This is a genomic window from Pseudoalteromonas sp. 0303 (assembly GCF_013349995.1).
In the GTDB taxonomy this organism is placed as follows: Bacteria; Pseudomonadota; Gammaproteobacteria; order Enterobacterales; family Alteromonadaceae; genus Pseudoalteromonas.
In genome coordinates this window covers 74379-93070 of sequence record NZ_JABVXF010000018.1, presented here as the reverse complement: position 1 = coordinate 93070, position 18692 = coordinate 74379, and the positions used below count along the sequence as shown (strand labels likewise).

The 18692-nt window shown below is 42.3% G+C and carries 23 protein-coding genes and 1 pseudogene; 21 read left to right on the top strand and 3 right to left on the bottom strand.

The window, feature by feature from the left end; genetic code table 11:
• The 13 genes and pseudogenes from HUS62_RS13175 to HUS62_RS13115 form a co-directional block, all read left to right on the top strand.
• Window positions 1–1702, top strand: a pseudogene (locus HUS62_RS13175) (hypothetical protein); the annotation flags it as partial.
• A gap of 6 nt (window positions 1703–1708) precedes the next feature.
• A complete protein-coding gene (locus HUS62_RS13170; RefSeq protein ID WP_175079901.1) occupies window positions 1709–1969 on the top strand; it encodes a hypothetical protein in 261 nt (86 codons plus the stop codon).
• 50 nt (window positions 1970–2019) lie between these two features.
• A complete protein-coding gene (locus HUS62_RS13165) occupies window positions 2020–4059 on the top strand; it encodes a Calx-beta domain-containing protein (RefSeq protein WP_175079900.1) in 2040 nt (679 codons plus the stop codon).
• Window positions 4037–4336, top strand: a complete 300-nt coding sequence (locus HUS62_RS23505; protein WP_175079899.1) for a helix-turn-helix domain-containing protein — start codon at window positions 4037–4039, stop codon at window positions 4334–4336. The genes HUS62_RS13165 and HUS62_RS23505 overlap by 23 nt, the downstream gene beginning before the upstream one ends.
• 4 nt (window positions 4337–4340) lie before the next feature.
• Window positions 4341–4556: a hypothetical protein gene (locus HUS62_RS13155; RefSeq protein ID WP_175079898.1), complete on the top strand. Its 216-nt coding sequence runs from the start codon at window positions 4341–4343 to the stop codon at window positions 4554–4556.
• Window positions 4557–4710: 154 nt separating this feature from the next.
• The gene (locus tag HUS62_RS13150; RefSeq protein WP_175079897.1) at window positions 4711–5172 is read left to right on the top strand and encodes a TIGR03757 family integrating conjugative element protein; all 462 of its coding nucleotides are present in this window, start codon (window positions 4711–4713) and stop codon (window positions 5170–5172) included.
• A gap of 13 nt (window positions 5173–5185) precedes the next feature.
• Window positions 5186–6262, top strand: coding sequence for a TIGR03756 family integrating conjugative element protein (locus tag HUS62_RS13145; protein ID WP_175079896.1), 1077 nt, complete (start codon window positions 5186–5188; stop codon window positions 6260–6262).
• The gene (locus HUS62_RS13140; RefSeq protein WP_175079895.1) at window positions 6262–7614 is read left to right on the top strand and encodes an integrating conjugative element protein; all 1353 of its coding nucleotides are present in this window, start codon (window positions 6262–6264) and stop codon (window positions 7612–7614) included. Before HUS62_RS13145 ends, HUS62_RS13140 begins: the two co-directional genes overlap by 1 nt.
• Window positions 7614–7958: a hypothetical protein gene (locus HUS62_RS13135; RefSeq protein WP_175079894.1), complete on the top strand. Its 345-nt coding sequence runs from the start codon at window positions 7614–7616 to the stop codon at window positions 7956–7958. Before HUS62_RS13140 ends, HUS62_RS13135 begins: the two co-directional genes overlap by 1 nt.
• 9 nt (window positions 7959–7967) lie before the next feature.
• The gene (locus tag HUS62_RS13130; protein WP_175079893.1) at window positions 7968–9578 is read left to right on the top strand and encodes a conjugal transfer protein TraG N-terminal domain-containing protein; all 1611 of its coding nucleotides are present in this window, start codon (window positions 7968–7970) and stop codon (window positions 9576–9578) included.
• A complete protein-coding gene (locus tag HUS62_RS13125) occupies window positions 9575–10354 on the top strand; it encodes an EAL domain-containing protein (RefSeq protein WP_175079892.1) in 780 nt (259 codons plus the stop codon). Before HUS62_RS13130 ends, HUS62_RS13125 begins: the two co-directional genes overlap by 4 nt.
• Before the next feature lie 452 nt (window positions 10355–10806).
• Window positions 10807–11205, top strand: coding sequence for a single-stranded DNA-binding protein (locus HUS62_RS13120; RefSeq protein ID WP_175079891.1), 399 nt, complete (start codon window positions 10807–10809; stop codon window positions 11203–11205).
• An 84-nt stretch (window positions 11206–11289) separates the two neighbouring features.
• Window positions 11290–11592, top strand: coding sequence for a hypothetical protein (locus tag HUS62_RS13115; protein ID WP_175079890.1), 303 nt, complete (start codon window positions 11290–11292; stop codon window positions 11590–11592).
• 47 nt (window positions 11593–11639) lie between these two features.
• Here the strand turns inward: HUS62_RS13115 and HUS62_RS13110 are convergent, their stop codons facing one another.
• Window positions 11640–11852 (bottom strand): hypothetical protein, encoded by a 213-nt coding sequence (locus HUS62_RS13110; RefSeq protein ID WP_175079889.1) that lies wholly within the window; start codon window positions 11850–11852, stop codon window positions 11640–11642.
• Between the two features lie 330 nt (window positions 11853–12182).
• Here HUS62_RS13110 and HUS62_RS13105 point away from each other — a divergent pair, with 330 nt between their 5' ends.
• The 8 genes from HUS62_RS13105 (at window position 12183) to HUS62_RS13070 (ending at window position 16918) form a co-directional block, all read left to right on the top strand.
• Window positions 12183–12851 (top strand): hypothetical protein, encoded by a 669-nt coding sequence (locus HUS62_RS13105; protein WP_175079888.1) that lies wholly within the window; start codon window positions 12183–12185, stop codon window positions 12849–12851.
• 2 nt (window positions 12852–12853) lie between these two features.
• On the top strand, window positions 12854–13072 hold the full coding sequence (locus tag HUS62_RS13100) for a hypothetical protein (RefSeq protein WP_175079887.1): 219 nt from the start codon (window positions 12854–12856) through the stop codon (window positions 13070–13072).
• Window positions 13073–13261: 189 nt separating this feature from the next.
• Complete coding sequence (locus HUS62_RS13095) at window positions 13262–13789, top strand: hypothetical protein (RefSeq protein WP_175079886.1); 528 nt, start codon at window positions 13262–13264, stop codon at window positions 13787–13789.
• 141 nt (window positions 13790–13930) lie between these two features.
• Entirely contained in the window at window positions 13931–14470 is a 540-nt protein-coding gene (locus tag HUS62_RS13090) for a hypothetical protein (protein ID WP_175079885.1), read from the top strand.
• A gap of 148 nt (window positions 14471–14618) precedes the next feature.
• Complete coding sequence (locus HUS62_RS13085; RefSeq protein WP_175079884.1) at window positions 14619–15206, top strand: hypothetical protein; 588 nt, start codon at window positions 14619–14621, stop codon at window positions 15204–15206.
• 316 nt (window positions 15207–15522) lie between these two features.
• A complete protein-coding gene (locus tag HUS62_RS13080; RefSeq protein ID WP_175079883.1) occupies window positions 15523–15696 on the top strand; it encodes a hypothetical protein in 174 nt (57 codons plus the stop codon).
• A 154-nt stretch (window positions 15697–15850) separates the two neighbouring features.
• Window positions 15851–16288 (top strand): hypothetical protein, encoded by a 438-nt coding sequence (locus tag HUS62_RS13075; RefSeq protein ID WP_175079882.1) that lies wholly within the window; start codon window positions 15851–15853, stop codon window positions 16286–16288.
• Between the two features lie 126 nt (window positions 16289–16414).
• The gene (locus tag HUS62_RS13070; RefSeq protein WP_175079881.1) at window positions 16415–16918 is read left to right on the top strand and encodes a hypothetical protein; all 504 of its coding nucleotides are present in this window, start codon (window positions 16415–16417) and stop codon (window positions 16916–16918) included.
• A gap of 27 nt (window positions 16919–16945) precedes the next feature.
• Here the strand turns inward: HUS62_RS13070 and HUS62_RS13065 are convergent, their stop codons facing one another.
• A complete protein-coding gene (locus HUS62_RS13065; RefSeq protein WP_175079880.1) occupies window positions 16946–17743 on the bottom strand; it encodes a hypothetical protein in 798 nt (265 codons plus the stop codon).
• Window positions 17744–17778: 35 nt separating this feature from the next.
• On the bottom strand, window positions 17779–18690 hold the full coding sequence (locus HUS62_RS13060; RefSeq protein ID WP_175079879.1) for an integrase domain-containing protein: 912 nt from the start codon (window positions 18688–18690) through the stop codon (window positions 17779–17781).
• Between the last annotated feature and the right edge of the window lie 2 nt (window positions 18691–18692).

The window sequence follows — 18692 nt, the reverse complement described above, 5'->3', positions numbered from 1 at the left end:
GAGTGGTGATCAGCTGACCTATGGTAACGGAACAATCACGGCATTATCGGGTAACACGCTGGACTATAACAGCGGCACGGTGGACAGCTTGAGTGGTAACACGTTGGACTATAACAGCGGCACGGTGGATACCTTGAGTGGTAACACGTTGGACTATAACAGCGGCACGGTGGACACCCTGAGCGGTAATCAACTGACCTATGGTAAGGGAACAATCACGGCATTATCGGGTAACACGCTGGACTATAACAGCGGCACGGTGGATACGCTAAGTGGTGATCAGCTGACCTATGGTAACGGAACAATCACGACATTATCGGGTAATGCACTGGACTATAACAGCGGCACGGTGGATACCCTGAATGGTGATCAGCTGACCTATGGTAACGGAGCAATCACGACATTATCGGGTAATACGCTGGACTATAACAGTGGTACAGTGGATACGCTTAGGGTTGTTTCGTTTAATGCTGATACTGCTTCAGTTGGTAATTTGTCATCGAATAAGGCAAATATAACAGAGTTGACAGCGGGTTCAGCTGATGTGACTGATTTAACGGCTGCTAATGCTAACTTGGCTAATGTTGATAGTATTGATGTTAGTGCTAATGAGTTTACTTCAGTTGATGTTGAGGTTGGTTCTGGTAGCGTTTCTGGCGATGCTTCTGTGGGGTCTGTATCTGCATCAAACCTGACGGTGAATAATAGCCTTCAGACTAACATTATTGAATCTAACAGTTCGTCTGTAGGTAATGCGTCTGCATCAAAACTGACCGTGCTGGGGGCGCTTAGCGCTTCAGGTATTAACGTCACTACAGCTAACATTAATTCGGGGAACATTGCCAGCGTAAGCGGTACAAGCGCGAACTATAACACTGTCACAGCAAATCAATTTAATGGCGGTTCATTCACCAGTAATAATGACTTTTACACTTCTCAAAGCTCTGTTAATAACAATCACCTTTTGATTACTGAGCAAAGAAGTAAGCTGGATAACTGCGTAGATGTCACTAAATACTGCATTCCGCAAACGCCTAGCGTGAATCTAACTTGTTCTTCGTGTAATTCGGCTGCGGCACGTTCAAGCTTTTCTGGCACTGCTACTGGTTCAATTTCGGGATGTAGGCAGGGCTGTTCTTATAGCTGGGTGACATCGGGGAGTGGGCTGAGCTTTTCCGGATGTAGTGGTGGTACTATTGCCAAAGGCGGTAGTGCTTCTCCATCATGCAGAGTATCAAGTTCGTTAGGGCCACAAGAAAGCGCCTCTGGTAGCATTCAGTTGATCGTGACTAATAGCCATTATACAAGTCGCACGGCTTCAGACAGTGTGAATGTCTCTTACACAAATACAACGCCAAATGATCCATTCAGAAACGTTGTAGCTGGTTGTTTTGTTGATACTGCTGCATTTGATACAGCTAAACAAAATTCGTGTATGGCTAATGGTTGGCCTGATAATACTTATACTGCGCTTCTAAGTGTGGGTGAGTATTTAGGTCGAGAGCATTTTCAGTTTAACACGCTATCTGATTGGGATATTACCTGGTCCGGAGATTGTACCGGCACTTCATATTCGTGTAAGTTCGATTTCAGACCTCGCACTGGCGACCAAAATTATTCGGCTGCCGTTTCAGTACGTCATAAGCCTACTGGTGAAACAAGAGCCTTTAGCGTGACTGTTAGATTCCACACTCTTGAGTAAAAAATTATGAATGAAAAAGGCCTTTTCCTGCAATGGCTGGAAATTGAGAAAAAGACAAAAACACAAAAAGCGGCCATAGAGGAATTAAACAACCACTGTGGCACAAAATATACCGAAAGCTGGCCCTCCAAAATGGAGGGTCGTGGGTACACGCTAGAGCGCATTCCCACTGATGTTCGACGTTATATGATGGATATCGTTTTACCTGAGTTGTTACCAGGTAAATCAGAAAATGAATATAAAAAACTAATAATAGCCTTGACGTAACTATACCGCAGCGGTATAGTCTAAGGGAGCTTTAATTTTGGGAATTCGTAATGAAAAAACTAATCAGCACAGTATGTTTGTCGGTAATGGCTGCTTCTGCAACGGCGGGAACAGGCGCTGATATTCGTGGGCTTCATGTTAATGAAAGTCCGGTTCAATATTTGCCAAAGGTGGCAACAAAAAGCACAGTTCAAAGTTATTCAGTATCATCTACGACCGCTGTTGGAAATGCTGCTGTGGCTGATGTTGTTGTGTTCTATCAGCCTTCTTATTTCGCAAAATATGGTGCATACGAGGCGCACAAGCGAATTGAAGCTTGGGTTGCGACCGCTAACGAAAGTTATGCCGCGCACGGTCTGAATTACCGCCTGTCTGTGTCTGATGTCATCGCAGTTGAATCGGTGTCAGATGATGTTCCTTATCAAGATGTTGTTGATGGTGATGGCAATATCGTTCAAGACGGTGCTGACTACCTTTTCTCACTGGCGGCATTGAATGAAGGAAGCCCTGAGTACACGGCTTATCAGGAAAAATGGAAAGGCGATCTGGTTGTATATGTTCGTGAGCAACGCCCTGAAGATACAGTGTTAGGCCTTGCCGGTATAGGCGGTGAGTATTCAAGCATGCTTGACAATGATGTTGCGCCTGAGCAATACACTACGTTTGCACACGAAGTTGGTCATAATATCGGTATGAACCACGAAGAAGCTAAGGCGTATGTGGGTCCAGAATACGCGAGAGCAACGATGTGTGGTGGTAATTACACAATCATGTATTCGGCTTCGCCAGCTGCTAAAACGCTGCATCATTATTCTTCGCCTGACTTATCTAGCGGTGGTGAGGTTTGTGGTAATGAAGATACAGCTAACAATGCTCGCGTTCTGGAAGAAAACTTTGTGGCAACTACTCAGCGCCGTGCAGGTGTTGAGGCGTTGGGAGTCGTATCGTTTGCTGAGACTGCTTTTTCAGGCAATGAAGAAGATGGCGTGGTGATCACATTGCAACGTGATGGTGACTTATCGCAAGCTGCATCGGTTAAATTATTTGCTGAAAGTGATACTGCGGAATGGGGTGTTGATTTCGTAGATGCTTATGTACTGGCAGAATTTGAAGCGGGTGCGGCCACTGCTGAAGTGGTCTACCCAATGGTAAAAGACAGTGAGAGCGAAAGCACTGAGTCTTTTTCAGTAACAATGAAATATGCTTATAAGTTGAGTGTTGGTGATGTGGCTACTGCAACGGTAAATGTTGCTGATGGCGCTCAAACTGGCACAGCTGGCATGTTCTCGGTTGCTGGGCCTTCAGAGTTGAATGAAGGTGATTCAGGTTTTTATGTTGTAAGTCGCGTTGGGGGTACTGGTGAAGCGGTTGTTAATGTCTCTGCGGTAGCTGGTAGTGCAGTTGCTGGGTCTGACTATGTTGCTCTAAATGAACAGCTTGTATTTGCTGAAGGTGAAGTTGAAAAATCAGTTACTTTGGTGACTATTGATGACCAAAAAGCAGAAACGAAAGAAAGTCTGACTATTGAAATTAATAGTCCTAGCGAAACTGCTGAGTACGATGTCAAGAGCGTGAATGTCGATATCTTTGATAATGATGATACGGTAGAGCCTGATGCTGGTACATTTGCGTTAAGCGCGTCAGCGACTAGCGTTTCTGAAGCTGCTGGTAGTGTGACGATTACGGTTACTCGAAGTGGTGGTTCTGAAGGAACAGCTGTTGTTCGGGTTTACACGGTAGCTGGTAGTGCGGTTGCTGGTACTGACTTTACTTCGTTAGATCAAGAATTGACATTCGCTGATGGTGAAACTGAAAAATCACTAACACTTCAGATTCTGGATGACTCTGATGATGAAGCTGGTAATACTTCATTTGATGTTGTCCTTGAGGGTGCGGGTGTAGAGGTTACAATAAGTACCATTACGATTACATTGACTGACAATGATAATGCCAGCTCTGGCGGTGATACTGGTGGGGACACTGGTAGCGAAAAGAGTGGCGGCAGCACAGGTTTTGGGTTTATGTTACTATTGGGTCTGATGGCGATATTCAGAAACAGTGGTTTCAATGCAAATAAAAAATCTATTTGAAAGTGCTTACTATAGGAGGTTGATTCTTGCATACATCATAGATGAGCAAGGGCCAATCTCCACAGTCGAAATAGTAGGCTTGCTTAACTGGCCTAAAAACACAGTTAAGACTAATATTAATGGTATACGAGATATGGGGATTGAGGTTGAGTACGTTGGTTCGCGAAAGACTGGCGGGTATCAACTCCATTCCTGGGGACCAATCAAGAAAAGCTGGGTTAAACAAAGATACAACGAAATTATTGAGTCTTTGGAAAACTTTAAAGCTAAGGAGTGACATTATGGGAATTGCAGGATTTTTAGGAGTGCTGGCCGTTGCAGTGTTCTTCTTGGTTAGCTTTTTTATTGGCTCTGATGACAACACTTCAGAAGATAAGCGCCAATTAGACGGTTTGGATGACGGTATCGGCGGCGTGTTCGTCAATGGTGAGCATATGACTCGCCAAGAGGCGGAAGATGCACAATCGCGTGGTGAGTTGTACGACACTTACTATTAGAAATTAGGCATGCCTAATTAAAGCTCAAGTTAAGCCCGCTTTATGCGGGTTTTTCTTTGTCTAAAAAAACCCTGTAAAAGTCACTGGGGTTTTTCTCAGCATTTCCTTTTTTATTACTGGACAATGCCCTTATAGAAATATTTGGGGGTGTCCTTTGTACCTATCGAAGCACGTTTTATTTGTTCTGGCGCTTGCGTCATCCAGCGCGGTTGCCAGTACGCAGCCTAAAGGTGGTTTCTCCGATACATGGCCTAAAAAAATCGAAGTCTTCTATGACTATAGTGCCGGTAACGTTTCTGAAGTTGAAGTGGCAGGAATAGAGCTCGTTTATTATCAGTTGGATAAGCCAGCTGGCCTGCAAGGTGAAATCAGTAAAAAGCTACCTACTAACCTTGACGATGCAGCTGCCTTCATGAGCCAGTATGCAAACAGTGAAGAGGGTAAAATACAAATACAAGCAATTGTAGATGGTTATCAGGGGGTTGGTAGAGCATATGGGTTAGGGGTGAATAAGTTGCCTGCTACAGTCATTGATGAGCGTTATGTGGTGTACGGAACTACTGATGTGAATCAGGCCCTGCGAATTTATCAAAAGCAAGGTGGCACTCATGAATAAGCGTTTGTTGTCTATGATGGCCCCCGCGCTGCTTGTTTTTTCATTCAAGCCTTTGCCTGCTAAAGCAGATATCAATAGCGTTGAAATAATACAGGAAAGCCTTTCATTTAGTTGTGTTGCATGGCGACCAACAGGTGTTTGTTTTTGGTTGAAGTGTAGGCCTTTCCCGCCTAGCTGTAGTGTGGAAACAAGCATTAAGGTTAAGCACTACAATCCCGATGCTATTGTGCAAGTGTATCAAACGCCAGGTGAAACGCCGTGGGGTGAAATGTCGTTTGTTTCTGAGCTTGTATCTTTAGGGCAATCTGGTAGCACTCCGGCTAATGCTGACCGCATAACCGCTAAAGATCGCTCTAAAGATAAGGGTAAGGATAAGCGTAAACAGTCATCTAAAATCATTTCTCGTCATGTTGACATCATTGGTAGTCCTGGTTTGTTACCTATATCTGAAGTGCTGGGTAGTACCGACTATGGTTGTGAAAGCGGTGTTCAGCCATTCCAGCCTTACTATGTGTCTACGCTCGATTATTACTCTTGGAAATTCCCTTATACAGAATTCCTTAAACTTGCCACGTTTGTTCCAGGTATGCGTGAAGTTGGTGAGCGCAATGATGGGCAGAATGAAACGTTTTTGTTTACAGGGCGGTTTGGCAACGTCTATCCCCGCATTGGTAGCCTGATGCAAAATGATACCTATAAAGCTTCGGCTGTCTTTGCTCAACGAGCGGCTGACTTAGTTACAGACCGCTCCGCACTTCATGTATATAACTTCCTTGGTGAAAAGAATAGCAAGGATGGTTGGTGGCCTCCAGGTCAAGTGAAGGAGTGGACATCGAAAGAGGGTAAATGGCAAATGCTCTATCCAAGAGCTGAAAGCCAATGTCATATATTTGGTGAAGACTCTACACGGAAAGACCGCACAATTGATACCGGCATGCCGAACATGACTGAATACGTTTATGACGGATATCAGCACAGACGTTCAGACGATGGTAATTACGCTTGGCAGTTATGGAGGCCTTACACATGCTGCGAAAAAAAAGGGCAGGTGTTCTTGTTCTCCATTGATACAGATTCAACAGGAAGATAATGATGAAAAAAAGTGTTATTGCATTGGCCGTAGCAGCCTTCTTTTTAACTAATGGGGCTGTGGTTTCAAAAGCTTCAGCGGCAGAGGATAAATTAGATCCTAGACTGGTGTTTGAAATTGGTGGTAAAGCCAAAATAAAGCAACGCCGAAATAGAAATATACCTGTAGGTGCTGGGGTCCGTTGGAAAACGCCAATGTGCGGTGATTTTGATATGTCACTGTCTGTTACCAATATCCTCAATGGCGTGACCGGCCAACTTGAAAAGTTGGGTGATGACCTGTTAGCGAGTGTGACCGGTGCTATATCGAATTGGCCGATGATGGAAATTGCGCGATCTGACCCGCAACTGTATGAGTTCATCCAGCAAGGTAAGCTTGAAGCAAGTGAATTGTTTAATGCTTCTGTCGCTTCCTGTGAAGAAATGACCGATAAAATGATTCGCGAAGGCTACGGTACGGGTGGTTCACCTGGAAGCTGGGTTGAAGTCTCAGGCTTTGAAGATTGGGGTGATTCAGATCCCGCATCAGATGACGTTGTTCAGGTAGAGGAAAACGTTGATAAAGATAAAGGTGATGGCGGTGTTAAATGGGTTGGGGGCGATAAAGCTGCTGGTAAACACCAGCCACCAATTGATACGGTTGCAGATACAGTAAAAGCGGGTGTTAATTTGTTGGCAAACCGTGATGTTAAAAGTCGGTCGAGCATCCCTGATAACGATAGAGCGCCGTGGTTTGTTAAATACTGGGATAGCCCTGGTGATGCCGCAGACTGGGTGACTGATATTGTTGGAGAAACAACAATTAGAACTTGTGTTGATTGTGAGCGGTTAAAGACAACCCCTGGAACTGGGGTTTATGCAAAAATGGAACAAGAGCAAAGGCGTATTGAAGATCGTCTGCTTGTGTTGCTTGATACCCCTATCACTGTTTATGACCCTGATACTTTGAAAGAAATATCTGCACCTGGTTATGCAATAACTCAACAAGTTATGGAAGCTTTAAAAAGTGAATCTTTATATCAAGGCGCGTTAGTTGAACGTTTAGCTGAAGAGGTCGCGACCGTTGATATGGTTGAGCGCTTGATAGCTGCTCGTCGAATTATGCTGTCTGGCCTAAAGGAAGCGCATGTGGCGCAAAACCCCGATGCGGTGAAAATCATTACTTCACGGATCACAGAGCTTGGTGAAGAAATGGACTTGCTTCGCCAAGATGCAGAATTAAGAGCATCTACTAAACAATCGGTTGCCGTGACACTGCTTAACAGAAAAGCGGGGCGTGAAAAGTATAACGGCGTTGCCCCAAGTGAAGATATGGCAGATGCCATTCGTAAAATGACAGGTCGAGGTCAGTAATGAATATTGAGAGAAAGGCAGTATTCAAATGGCTGTTGATTGGTGGTGGGATTTTGTTGCTCGCCACATTGGGGGTTAGCTTTTTGCTTAACCTTGCAGTCTCTTTGATGGAACAGAAAGAAGCTGTTTTGGAAGTTGGGAAACGCATAGACGGTGCTGGCAATTATTTTACAGTTATGCGCCTGTCTATTGTGGTTTTGTTGATTTTTTATTGGAAAGAGCTTGTAAGGTGGTTTGGCCGTGTTCAAAGCCTTAATCATCGTCAAGTGTTTTATCTTAAAACACTCTATCCCTACGTTGTTGGAACGTTAGTGCTTGTAGAGTTGTTAGGCTTGGTGTTTTAAGGGGGGCGCATGGTAGTTGATAGCACGATAGATGCTTATGGTATCTCACTCGCATTTTATATCTACGATGTGTTGTGGGATATCTTTGCTCAGACCGGTTTGGTTTACATCCCGATGATTGCGCTGATATTTGGTGCAGTAAAAAGCGCCTCTGAATCATCAATGGAAGACTTTAATACTAAATCTTCATTACGAACAGTTGCAATGGGGCTCTTCTTTATGCTGCTTGCTTTAGAGCTTGCGCTTTATCCAATGGTTCGACTCAAGTTTGATGACATTAAGTATTACTCTCGCCAATGTACGTCAGATACAACCGGAACTGGAACTATTACAACTGAGATTTTGGGCGAGGAAGCTGAATTTGTAGCTGAAAATATGGAGGTTCAACTTGGTGGCCGTGAAATTCGTTTGCCGGTGTTGTTTGCTGTTGCGCTTCGCATGTCTCAAGGTATTAAAAATTGGGCGGTAGAGGATTTGCCATGCTCTACGGATATTCGTTTACTTTCAGATGGTATGCTGTCTCAGCGTATAACTGATGAGGCGCTGCTTAACGAAACCAAAGAGTTTATTCAGTGGTGTTATAACCCAGCAAGACGTAAGTACCTGTCAGACTGGGATATGGGTTTGAGTGATGAGCAAAATTGGCCTGGGGGCCGAAAGCTGGTCATGGACAGAGGTTATTACGACAATTATGACGGTGATGGCTTTTATTCAAGAAAAGCGCGTCCAGGTTACGGAAACTCAGTCAACGAGTTACCGGAAAGTGAACAGCTACCCGCTGATTATGGTTTTCCAACGTGTAAAGAGTGGTGGTTAGGGGAAGGTGTGATCAATACGCCTTATGTCGCAGATGAAGCCCTTTCAACTAGGCTTTACGCAGGCGTTGAAGAGTGGTTAAGGGATAAAGAAGATGAAATATACGACACCTTAACAACACAGCTGAACCGTGTGAAAAATAGAAGTTATGTTTTCATTGCCAAAAAAGACGTTGTGGTAATGCAATCTCTATTTACTCCTATCAAGTTGTCTGAACTTAATTCTCTGTCAACTACGGACTATGGTACTCAAGGCGACGATGGTTTTACTGACTGGGCTTTCAGGGCAATGGGAACTATCGGTGTAGCTGGTAAGTCGATTGAGCAGTTTAGCGGTGCAAGTATGCTTCAGTTGTCTATGCCAATGGTAAAACCCTTTATCATTATGGTGATAGTGATCTCTTATTTGCCTGCTATGTTAATGTCCGGATTTAAGTGGAAGTACATAGGTTTGTTCCACGGTGTTGTAATGTCAATGATGTTTTGGCCGTTCTTTTGGGAACTTTCCCGACTTATTGATGACACGATGATGACAGCATTAGGTGTGGATTTTGATGAAGTGAACACGCAAATGTTGTCACAGTGGATTGCATCGGCTCTGTACCTGTATGCGCCTTTACTTTTCTCTACAGCGCTTGGGTGGGTAGGCATGGCCGGAGCTGATAGCGCATTCCAAAAAATGGCTGGCGGTGCTGGTAGTGCGGGTCAAAAAGGTGGTTCATATGCAGCCAATAAAGGTAAGTCAATGGGAAAAAGTATGGGTGGTAAAGCTATGGGCGGCATCAAAGGGAAGATGGGCAAATGACCGGTATACGTTCGGCTCGACTCGTTGAGCCTCGTAAAAGCAAACACATCGATGCGCGGTTGGCTGAACACTTTCAGTATTTCTATCAACCGCAATTCGCACTTGGTTCAAACAAACTAAAAGGGTTTGAATGCTTGCTCAGGTTGAATCATCCGGTTAGCGGAATTGTTGGGCCAGGTCGATTTATCGACCGGCTCAACAAAAGCACTATCTGGAATCGTCTATGGCCTGTGATGTTGAACAAAGTGAGTGTTGAACAAAAGCGCCACGGTAAGGGATTGAAATTAGCAATTAATGTTTCGCCTGATGAATTAGAGAAAGGTGATAAAAGTGTATTTTTGCAGTGCTTTTACAATATGGCCCAAGGTGGTGATCTCGATGCATCTTGTATCGAGATTGAAATAACTGAAGACTTTCAGATAGAAGATTATGAGCAAGTGAATTGCTCTATTTATATGCTTAAACAATTAGGCGCTAAAGTCGTTGTAGATGACTTTGGTGCCGGATTTTGCAACATGGTCGCTATTGATAAATTGGATATTGATGGCGTGAAAATCGACCGTAGCTTAATTAACGGTGTAGAGTCTAGCGAAATAAAACAAACCATTGTAAAATCATTAGTAAGTATCGCAAATGTGAAAGGGTGTTACGTCTTGGCTGAAGGGATTGAAACAGAATCTCAGCGTAAGATGTCAGAGCAACTAGGTTGTGAGTATGGGCAAGGTTTTTTATTAGGCCGTCCCTCCCCCTCTTTCGTTCATTTGATCCAGTTTTAAAAAGGCCACGCGCCGAGATTCGTTGCCTATAGCAACGTCCCCTACCTGGGAGGCTTTGACCGATGGTACAACCAGGTGCGACCTGGGAGGCTTATAATCCAGTGTATCTGCTAGTCAGAACACAGCCTTAGAGGATAGTCGTGTAGTTCCTACACGCGCAGCTCATTATATTGAGCTGTTTTTCTTAAGAACTGGCGCGTGTAACCTTCTAATCGAATTTGTAAAAAATTGGGCGCTTTCGAGCTGCCCTTTCCATGTAGAGTTCCAAGAACTCGTAGACTTGCCAATAGAAAAAGTTAATCAAAAATGACAAAAAGTTCGTTTTTTTAGGGCGGGTTTTCGAGGCTTTGTGTTTGCACAATAAGTAACCATGTATTACTATGTACATGCTACTTTTTTAAACAAAACAGGCGCTTTCGAGCTGCCTTTAACACGTAAAGAGGAAATATCCTATGAAAAACTTTAAGCAAAATCTTGTTCTTATCGCTGGTAATGTATCGTTCGTTGACATCAAAGAATCAACTCAAAAGCCAGGTGAATACTTTGGCAATATGAGCATCGCATACGATGATGGTTACTTTGATAAAAACAACAATAACCAATGGGTTGAGCGAGTGTCGTTTATCGATGTTAAGGTTACTAACCGCTTTCTCAAACAATGTAAAAATGCCTTTAATCCTGGCGATCAAGTCGATATTGAAGGTAAGTTGGTTGTTGAGTCTTGGCAACAAGATGGTCAGAACCGCAAGGCGATGAAAGTTCAAGCTGAAAAGTTAGTTGGTCACGTTACTAAACAAGAAATCGAATGCTTAAAAGCTGCCGGTTTACTTGGTGGTAATCCCCAAAACTAATCATTTCGATTGGTAACGAATAAAGGACGCTTAGCGTCCTTTTTTAATTAGGCATGCCTAATTTTAATATTCAAGGGGTGATGTATGAAGTGGTTAAATTATAGCAACAAGGTAAGTTCTACTGCCTTGTTTGTCACGGCTATATGTCTTTGGTATGTGCCGTTTAGTGAAGCTGATGAGCTTGTTTATTGGTATGCATATCATGAAAGTAAACGAGTCAGTAAACGAGATAATTTGATAAGGCGCTATCGCAAATTCTTACCGAAACTGTTTATCAGGGTTTATTTAGAATCCAAGTTGGAATTCAGAAAATGGGCTATTGAAAACATGAAAGATGAGTTAGAACAACGCAGAATCGTTGATGACTGGAAAGCTAACAATGCTTAATATACATGCACCTTCGGGTGCATTTTTTATTACCGAAGGTGCATTGTTTAATAGTAAGTATCATACATTTCACCAAGACTTTGAGCTGTTTCAGCTTCTTGCCACGTCATATCGTTGTTGTCAGCGATGATATTGCCAAAGCCATCATTGAGTTGGTCAAGCTGGCTATTTGTTTTTTTATTTTCAGTGTTACCAAAGAAAACTTCGTCAACTGACTCCAAGAAAATTTTGCCTGTAAATTTGAGTGCTGATGTAAACATTTTAATTCTCCTTTTGTTGAAATCGGCTGTTAAAATAGCGCTGGAAGTGAAGTAAAGGCAAATGGCTCAACGGGAGCCGCAGCTAAGTGAGCAAAGCGAATCTGAACGGGTGAGTAAGCGCGAAGCCTTGCATTGGCACTTTATGAACAAAGCGCTTTACTTGCCTTGATTGAGACAAGGAGATCATAAAAAATGAAATCACACGTATTCAGGCATGAAGTTGGTGCGATAGTGAATTAATTTGGTATAGTGAAATGGTTAATCGGCCAGCAGGCCACAATGAAAATAGGCGCTCTATGAGCTGCCTTCAACACGTAATGAGGAAAATGTATGAGACAGAATGCAATAACACTTGCTAATAACGTTGATGCGATTATAGCTAAAGCACGTTCTGAGGGGGCTGATATGCAATCTCGAAGTGCGGTTCTATCTGCGCTGTATGGATGTGTAATGGCCGGTGCTTTATGCGAGCTTACCGAATACTCTTATATTGTATATGGAGGTTTGGTTTCCCCCATACCTAAAAATATAACCCCTGAAATTCGTTTGCAGCAAATTGAGACAGATTTGATTGCATTGGAACAGGATTTTGCAGTATCGATGTACGCCGTTATGGATCATCAAATACGTTGCAAGGAATTAGGTATTCGAGGGGCTAAGCGTTCCAGAATGATTAAAGAGATCTGGGCGCTTGCTACTGAAGCTGAAGCTATCAATTTGATTAGTAAGCTGGATGGTTTTTCAGATGGTTATCGTGCATATTTTAATGGACACATTAAACGTACACCTTTATCCCAAGGAGCGCCTAGTTATTGGGAAAAAGGGCAAATTGCCGCTGAATCGTTTTCAAAATCCGGACATAAATTCTTGATCGGTAATGGTTACAGCATAAGGTATAACCCATTGTGGGAAGAGTACCAAGTATCACATGAAGAGATTGGCAGTGTTTGTAGCTGTGAAGATTTTCATGAAGCGCTTGAGCATTGTCGAAAGGGGTAAGTATGTTACTTAAAATTGCAGAAACAAGGTCGTTTCAATTTATTGGTTTGGGTTGTGATGAAGCGGAAGCTAATCAGGCGTTACTTGATAGATGGGCAAAGCATTGTTCATCTTATCCAGACGCTGATCCAGAGTTGATGAAAGAAATGATTGAAACAGAGGAAGTAAACACTTCTGAAATAGAACCAGGGCAAGCAATTGACGCTGGTTCAGGTGAATAAATAAGGTCCTTCGGGACCTTTTTTTATCGAGTATAGATAAAAATATCTATGATGGCCACAACCTATATAGTCGAAAATGACTATGCTGCAGCAGGATAAATTTGCTAAGCTGTAAGTGTTCAATTAGGCCATCGGCCACAAATAAAACAGGCGCTTTCGAGCTGCCTTTAACACGTAAAGAGGAAACTTATGAATACTTCAGAACTACAACAACGTATGGCCCCAATTCAAAAAGAAATGCCTAAGCCTGTATCAAGTGCTTTGATATCAGTTTTAGGTGCAACCGCTTTTCTGGAAATGATTACGCCTATATCTGAAGGTATCCGGAAGGATGCTTTAGATAAGTTCAAGCCAGTCGTTGAGGACAGTCAATGCGGCCGAATTACCGAAAGTGTTGGTAAAGTCATAACTCGTTGGGATGATCTTTATTTAGCTTCAGACAATGCAGCTAATGAGCTTTACGATTATCACAAACGGGAAATGGCATTGAAGGGGTTTAAAGCTGATGGTGAGTGTTGCCCGTTCTTGGTAGCGGAGTCAACTTTGCGAGAAGCAAAACGTATTTTGTTTAGTGTTATGGAGCCTTATACCAGCATTGCAGAACGTCAGATACTTCGCCTTGATACGCGAGAGAAGTACCTACAAATACTGCTTAGCATGTTGGTCCCTGTGGCTTCCCAGCAAGGTATCGAGCTAAACATTCTGAAAGCAAAGTAATAATAAAGCTTCCTTCGGGAAGCTTTTTTCTTGAGCTTTTCAAAGGTGAAAAACCCTTTAAAATTATACCTAGTTTTATTGATAAGCTATTAGCTACATTTGTTAGTATCAGATGAATATTTTAACTAATGGTTATCTAATATGAATCGAGAAAATGGAATAATGATATTCATCAAGCATGTATTACTTTTGGGTCTTGTTTGTCCAGGAATTCTTTTTTATGTATTTTTACTTTTTTATGAGATATCGCCTGAATCTTTTAATGGGACTTGGGATTTGGAAAGAACCCCTGAAGTAATAAGTTCTATCGTTTTAGGTTCTATCGTTTTTTCTTGTCTTGGTATCGTTACTGGCTTTTTGGAATTAGCCAAGAACAAAATAAATGTATCACCTAGACCAAAACTATCAAATGAATTAGAAGTTCCGAATGAATGCGAGTTATCTGATGAGCTAAAGCTTTCCTTGGAATGTGGTGAGTTTATACATCATTTAGGGAATCTAATATCGGATAAAAAAATCAAATGTGAAATGTTGACTGAAGCTGATGGTTTTGCCTTGCAGAAGTTTGGTCATGTTTTAAGAACAGGTAATCCTTCAGGCAACATAAAAGGAGTGATTGTAGATAAGTTACCTAGAAATGAAATTGTAAACGAGGCCGGTAAAATAATATACAAAGTATAATGATGCAGGGGGTAGGCGCGGGTTTATGTGCGTACCCTCCCCTACATTTTATCTCTTTTCGTGCTATATTGAAGTTTCTAAATCGGCCATCGGCCACAAACAAAACAGGCGCTTTCGAGCTGCCTTCAACACGTAAAGAGGTAACAGTATGACTACTGACGTTCTATTAAAAACCCCTGAGAATATCGATCTTATCTGGAAACATACGAGTGATGATTTTCGCGGCATAACCGGTGGCACTAAAACCGTTTTGTACAATAAAAATGGCGGTACGGTTCTAGGCTCTATCGAGGGGATGCCCAGTGATGTTTTTGCGAAGCAGTTGAAGTATGCGAAGTGGAAGGAAGTTTGTTTTCAACGTGATAAGAAACTTAAACCTATCTACAAAACCTTTGGGCTTGAACCTATGTTTACTGGTACGAATCAGTGGCGTGGAGACTTTAAGACTGTTCTTGAGATCTTCAAAGAACATAGTGGTGAAGATGTAGCTAAACGTGTTGGTGATGCAATACGTGATGCTTACGTCCCCTTCCCTGACGGTCCAGACAGTGATGGAATACAGTTGCTGGATGGTGTATCAGAGGTAACAAAGCCAGGTCGAGGAATGCTGGAAATTGTTATTCAGCGCCCGACTAAAAAAGTGGTTCGTGTATTTGAATGCACCAGAGACGCATTGCAGGAAATGTATAAGCAAGCGATCAGTAACCCTTATGTACTCCAATATCAAATCTTGTAGGTGTCCTATGTATTTTGGATTACCGGTATATAACTCAAAGGGTGACTTTCAAGGTAAAGTCACTTCGAGATATCAAGACGATGTTGATCTGTTTGTTATTGATGATGAATGGGAAGTAGCGGTAAGCAATACAGAGCATGTATTGTGGACGTTGAAACCAGATTGTCGGGGCGAACACATTAGGCTGAAATAGATGAATGCACCTTTGGGGTGCATTTTTTATATCTGTTGATATACTAAAGTTTCTATATCGGCCTTCGGCCACAACAAAAACAGGCGCTTTCGAGCTGCCTTTAACACGTAAAGAGGATTTTCTATGAAAACGTTAGATTTACACCCCACAAATGGTTGTATTATGGTTAAAAATGTTGACTCTATTCGGGAAGCTAAAGAAAAAATATATGAAGCTTTACAGAGCCATCCAGATATATATGTTGATTGGTTTGAAGTTAAGGTTTGTTCCGATGAATCACAATCAGAGCAGGTATAATTCAAATACCAGCAGTTAATGTTAATAATAAACCCCGCAATGTTGGGGTTTTTTTATATCTAGTACATGGTATATTGGATTTTCTATATCGGCCTCCGGCCACAACAAAAACAGGCGCTTTCGAGCTGCCTTCAACACGTAAAGAGGACTTAATATGTCAGTACGTAATGCAATGACAATTATCGTTTTGCCAAACATCAAAATGTTTCACTTCACTGAAAAAACATTGGCAGGTATCAGAAATGAAGCATGGTATCCCTATGCTGAAGGTAAGCTTTTTGAATATGTTGAAAAGTACCTGGTTGATGCTGGTGTAGCACACAATGTTACTCGTCTCGATGAGAAACAACGTTGCGGCCAGTCAGTCGATTATGTAGTTACATACAATGTATCTAAGCCAACTGATCGTAAAGGCCTGTTCAATCATGCGTTTGATATCGCGTTTGAAGTTGTTTCTGATAATGACGGTGATAATGTTACTGGCGCTGAGCTTCGCGCCGGTCTTCTGCGCCGACTTTTAATCACTCCGGATGAAGAGTTAGAAGAAGCTTGCGGTAGACCACACGATACGTTTGAAACAAGTAATGACTAGACAAGATGCACCTTTCGAGGTGCATTTTTTTTGTCTAATGATATACTGAATTTTCTATATCGGCCTCCGGCCACAACAAAAACAGGCGCTTTCGAGCTGCCTTCAATACGTAACGAGGTAAACCCCATGAGCAATACTAAATACATTGTTGACGCAAACGCACCTATCTCTAAATTTCATGTAACTGAAAGCATTATCTATACAGACCCTGAAGGTGTAGAACGTGTCGCATACAGCGGTACGCTTTACAAGACTAAAGATTTGTTGGATATGACTTGGCCTGAATACGAAAAGTATAAGGCTGAGAATAACCCTGAAGTTAGCTTGAAGGTAATTGGTCCAGAAGAGCATGACGCTCGGATAAACCTTTATCGACAAGAACAAATGAAGGAAGAGCAAGAGATCAGTTCAGAAGATTATTGGTGGTTATTTGAATGCTTACCACCGTGTCGCTGGCACAAAGTTTCTGGCGTTGAAGTGTTTCATGTAAGTGAGCGTATTTGTTTTGACCTAGTTCAATGGGTAGGACAAATTGGAGACAAGTATTATAAATTGGTCGATTCTGATAAAGCCGAATTGTCCGATATTGCAGAGCGCTTTATCAATCTTGATAAAAAATTAGCTGCCTAATAAATAAACCCCGCTTAGTCGGGGTTTTTATTTTTCATCCTCAGATGATAATTTCAATAACCTTTCTAAACATGCAATACATGGTAATTTTGTGTTGTCTGCTTCATCTACGAGTGAGGGGGATTTTTTGCATAGTGTATCGTTAGCATTCCGCGAGAATCGTCCAGCTTTTATTGAGCTGTTACACACTATATGTAGTCTACATTTTGTTCGTTCGTATCCCTGCCAAACCATTAATGACTTGATGACAAACGGGTGTTGATGTTGCTCAATGAGCTGCTGCGCTTGTTGAATCAACAATGTTTGCAGGCCATCGACTTTGTGCCAGTCAGTCGCGGAAGTTCGATACTCTGTCTTAATCTGGTTGAGCAGACTTTCAATACCTGTTTGCTCGATCCCTATGTCCGATGGCGAAACTGTAAAGTAGTGATGCTTTACTTTCGATATTTGGGTATTACTGCTAAGCGCTGAAGCTTCAACTAACTTATCCGTAACCAATTGAGCAATTTCATTTGTTAACCGTGTCCAATGTTCTTTGGGGATAGCCATCGCTCTGAATAGTTCGGGGTTATCCCAGCCATATTCTAAATGTTGTTTGTATCGTTTTATGATCGGCTCACAATCAACCGATTCAGTTTTAGTGACACCAATGTGTATCGTATACTTACCTACGCCAAGCCTATTTTTACAATGTCCTTTTGCTGCTTCTAATGCTTTTGTATCTGTCTCATAAACGGCCTTTGCCCAACTTCTTGTATTTCCAATACGCCAACTGTATAGATTGCTGGCGACTGGTGAATCTTTATGAGGATTAAAACTGTCCATTGGTTTAGCTCCAAAAATTAGGCATGCCTAATTTCTTAACGTAAATACACTTCGGTAATATCACCACGGAAATGCCCAAGCTCTTGAGCAACGATGTCCCTGGCACTGTCATGGTCTACATTGAATTTAAGCTTTATTTCATCAATACGTTCCTGAGCATACCGATGTCGTACACCGTGAAGGCCATGAGAAAATGTTAATGCGCGTTGACTGGCGCGAGTAAATGAAGAGGACAGGGCGTTACCGCCACCAATATCGTAGCGTTGAAGGTAGTTAATCCCTCTGTCAATTTTCGTTTGTGGTTGTTCGTGCCTTCTGCTTTCCAACTCTTTAGCCAAGTCATTTGAAATAAGCACTTCTCTTGTTAAACCGCCCTTCCCTGTCACAAGATAAACAGTACCATCCCGCCCAGCGAACCTGTCTTCTGTCCATGTTCTTGATGTTGTCTTTGTACCTTCATCTGCCCGTTTAAGCGTTAATAGCTCATGCGCTCTAAGGCCTGCATTGTGCGCTATCTTTACTGCCAGCGCATTTCTATCAGTCATAGATTTGGTGACGTTATTTATTTGTTCAGTGCTGTAAGCGCGTGAGCTTAAAACCTGTTCAGAAACAGCTTTTAGTCGTGGAATTTCAACACCAAGCGCAATAGATAATGCCTTTCTGTCCCTATCTAGTGCCTTTTGCGAAGCAAAATTGTCTCGTTTTAAGCCTAAATATTGTTCTGCGTTATCTGGCGTGATTTGCTTGATCCGCTGTACATTCATATCTTCTGCTATCTTAGCTAATGCCAATACGGTTTCGTTAGCTGAGCGTAAAGATTGCAAAGATTTATAATTACCTGGGACCGATTTTGAGTCGGCATTACCACCTTTTTTACTGTCTGTATTAAAGGCTGTCTTTGAGCGTATTACTGCCGCTGCCTGCTGTCTTAGAGATTTTTTTGCCATAG

Coding starts and splice junctions, on each gene's coding strand:
- HUS62_RS13170 (WP_175079901.1), top strand. CDS start 1,709: ATGAATGAAAAAGGCCTTTTCCTGCAATGGCTGGAAATTGAGAAAAAG.
- HUS62_RS13075 (WP_175079882.1), top strand. CDS start 15,851: ATGTCAGTACGTAATGCAATGACAATTATCGTTTTGCCAAACATCAAA.
- HUS62_RS13070 (WP_175079881.1), top strand. CDS start 16,415: ATGAGCAATACTAAATACATTGTTGACGCAAACGCACCTATCTCTAAA.
- HUS62_RS13115 (WP_175079890.1), top strand. CDS start 11,290: ATGAAGTGGTTAAATTATAGCAACAAGGTAAGTTCTACTGCCTTGTTT.
- HUS62_RS13110 (WP_175079889.1), bottom strand. CDS start 11,852: ATGTTTACATCAGCACTCAAATTTACAGGCAAAATTTTCTTGGAGTCA.
- HUS62_RS13140 (WP_175079895.1), top strand. CDS start 6,262: ATGATGAAAAAAAGTGTTATTGCATTGGCCGTAGCAGCCTTCTTTTTA.
- HUS62_RS13100 (WP_175079887.1), top strand. CDS start 12,854: ATGTTACTTAAAATTGCAGAAACAAGGTCGTTTCAATTTATTGGTTTG.
- HUS62_RS13165 (WP_175079900.1), top strand. CDS start 2,020: ATGAAAAAACTAATCAGCACAGTATGTTTGTCGGTAATGGCTGCTTCT.
- HUS62_RS13095 (WP_175079886.1), top strand. CDS start 13,262: ATGAATACTTCAGAACTACAACAACGTATGGCCCCAATTCAAAAAGAA.
- HUS62_RS13065 (WP_175079880.1), bottom strand. CDS start 17,743: ATGGACAGTTTTAATCCTCATAAAGATTCACCAGTCGCCAGCAATCTA.
- HUS62_RS13080 (WP_175079883.1), top strand. CDS start 15,523: ATGAAAACGTTAGATTTACACCCCACAAATGGTTGTATTATGGTTAAA.
- HUS62_RS13125 (WP_175079892.1), top strand. CDS start 9,575: ATGACCGGTATACGTTCGGCTCGACTCGTTGAGCCTCGTAAAAGCAAA.
- HUS62_RS13130 (WP_175079893.1), top strand. CDS start 7,968: ATGGTAGTTGATAGCACGATAGATGCTTATGGTATCTCACTCGCATTT.
- HUS62_RS13085 (WP_175079884.1), top strand. CDS start 14,619: ATGACTACTGACGTTCTATTAAAAACCCCTGAGAATATCGATCTTATC.
- HUS62_RS13105 (WP_175079888.1), top strand. CDS start 12,183: ATGAGACAGAATGCAATAACACTTGCTAATAACGTTGATGCGATTATA.
- HUS62_RS23505 (WP_175079899.1), top strand. CDS start 4,037: ATGCAAATAAAAAATCTATTTGAAAGTGCTTACTATAGGAGGTTGATT.
- HUS62_RS13135 (WP_175079894.1), top strand. CDS start 7,614: ATGAATATTGAGAGAAAGGCAGTATTCAAATGGCTGTTGATTGGTGGT.
- HUS62_RS13155 (WP_175079898.1), top strand. CDS start 4,341: ATGGGAATTGCAGGATTTTTAGGAGTGCTGGCCGTTGCAGTGTTCTTC.
- HUS62_RS13090 (WP_175079885.1), top strand. CDS start 13,931: ATGAATCGAGAAAATGGAATAATGATATTCATCAAGCATGTATTACTT.
- HUS62_RS13145 (WP_175079896.1), top strand. CDS start 5,186: ATGATGGCCCCCGCGCTGCTTGTTTTTTCATTCAAGCCTTTGCCTGCT.
- HUS62_RS13120 (WP_175079891.1), top strand. CDS start 10,807: ATGAAAAACTTTAAGCAAAATCTTGTTCTTATCGCTGGTAATGTATCG.
- HUS62_RS13060 (WP_175079879.1), bottom strand. CDS start 18,690: ATGGCAAAAAAATCTCTAAGACAGCAGGCAGCGGCAGTAATACGCTCA.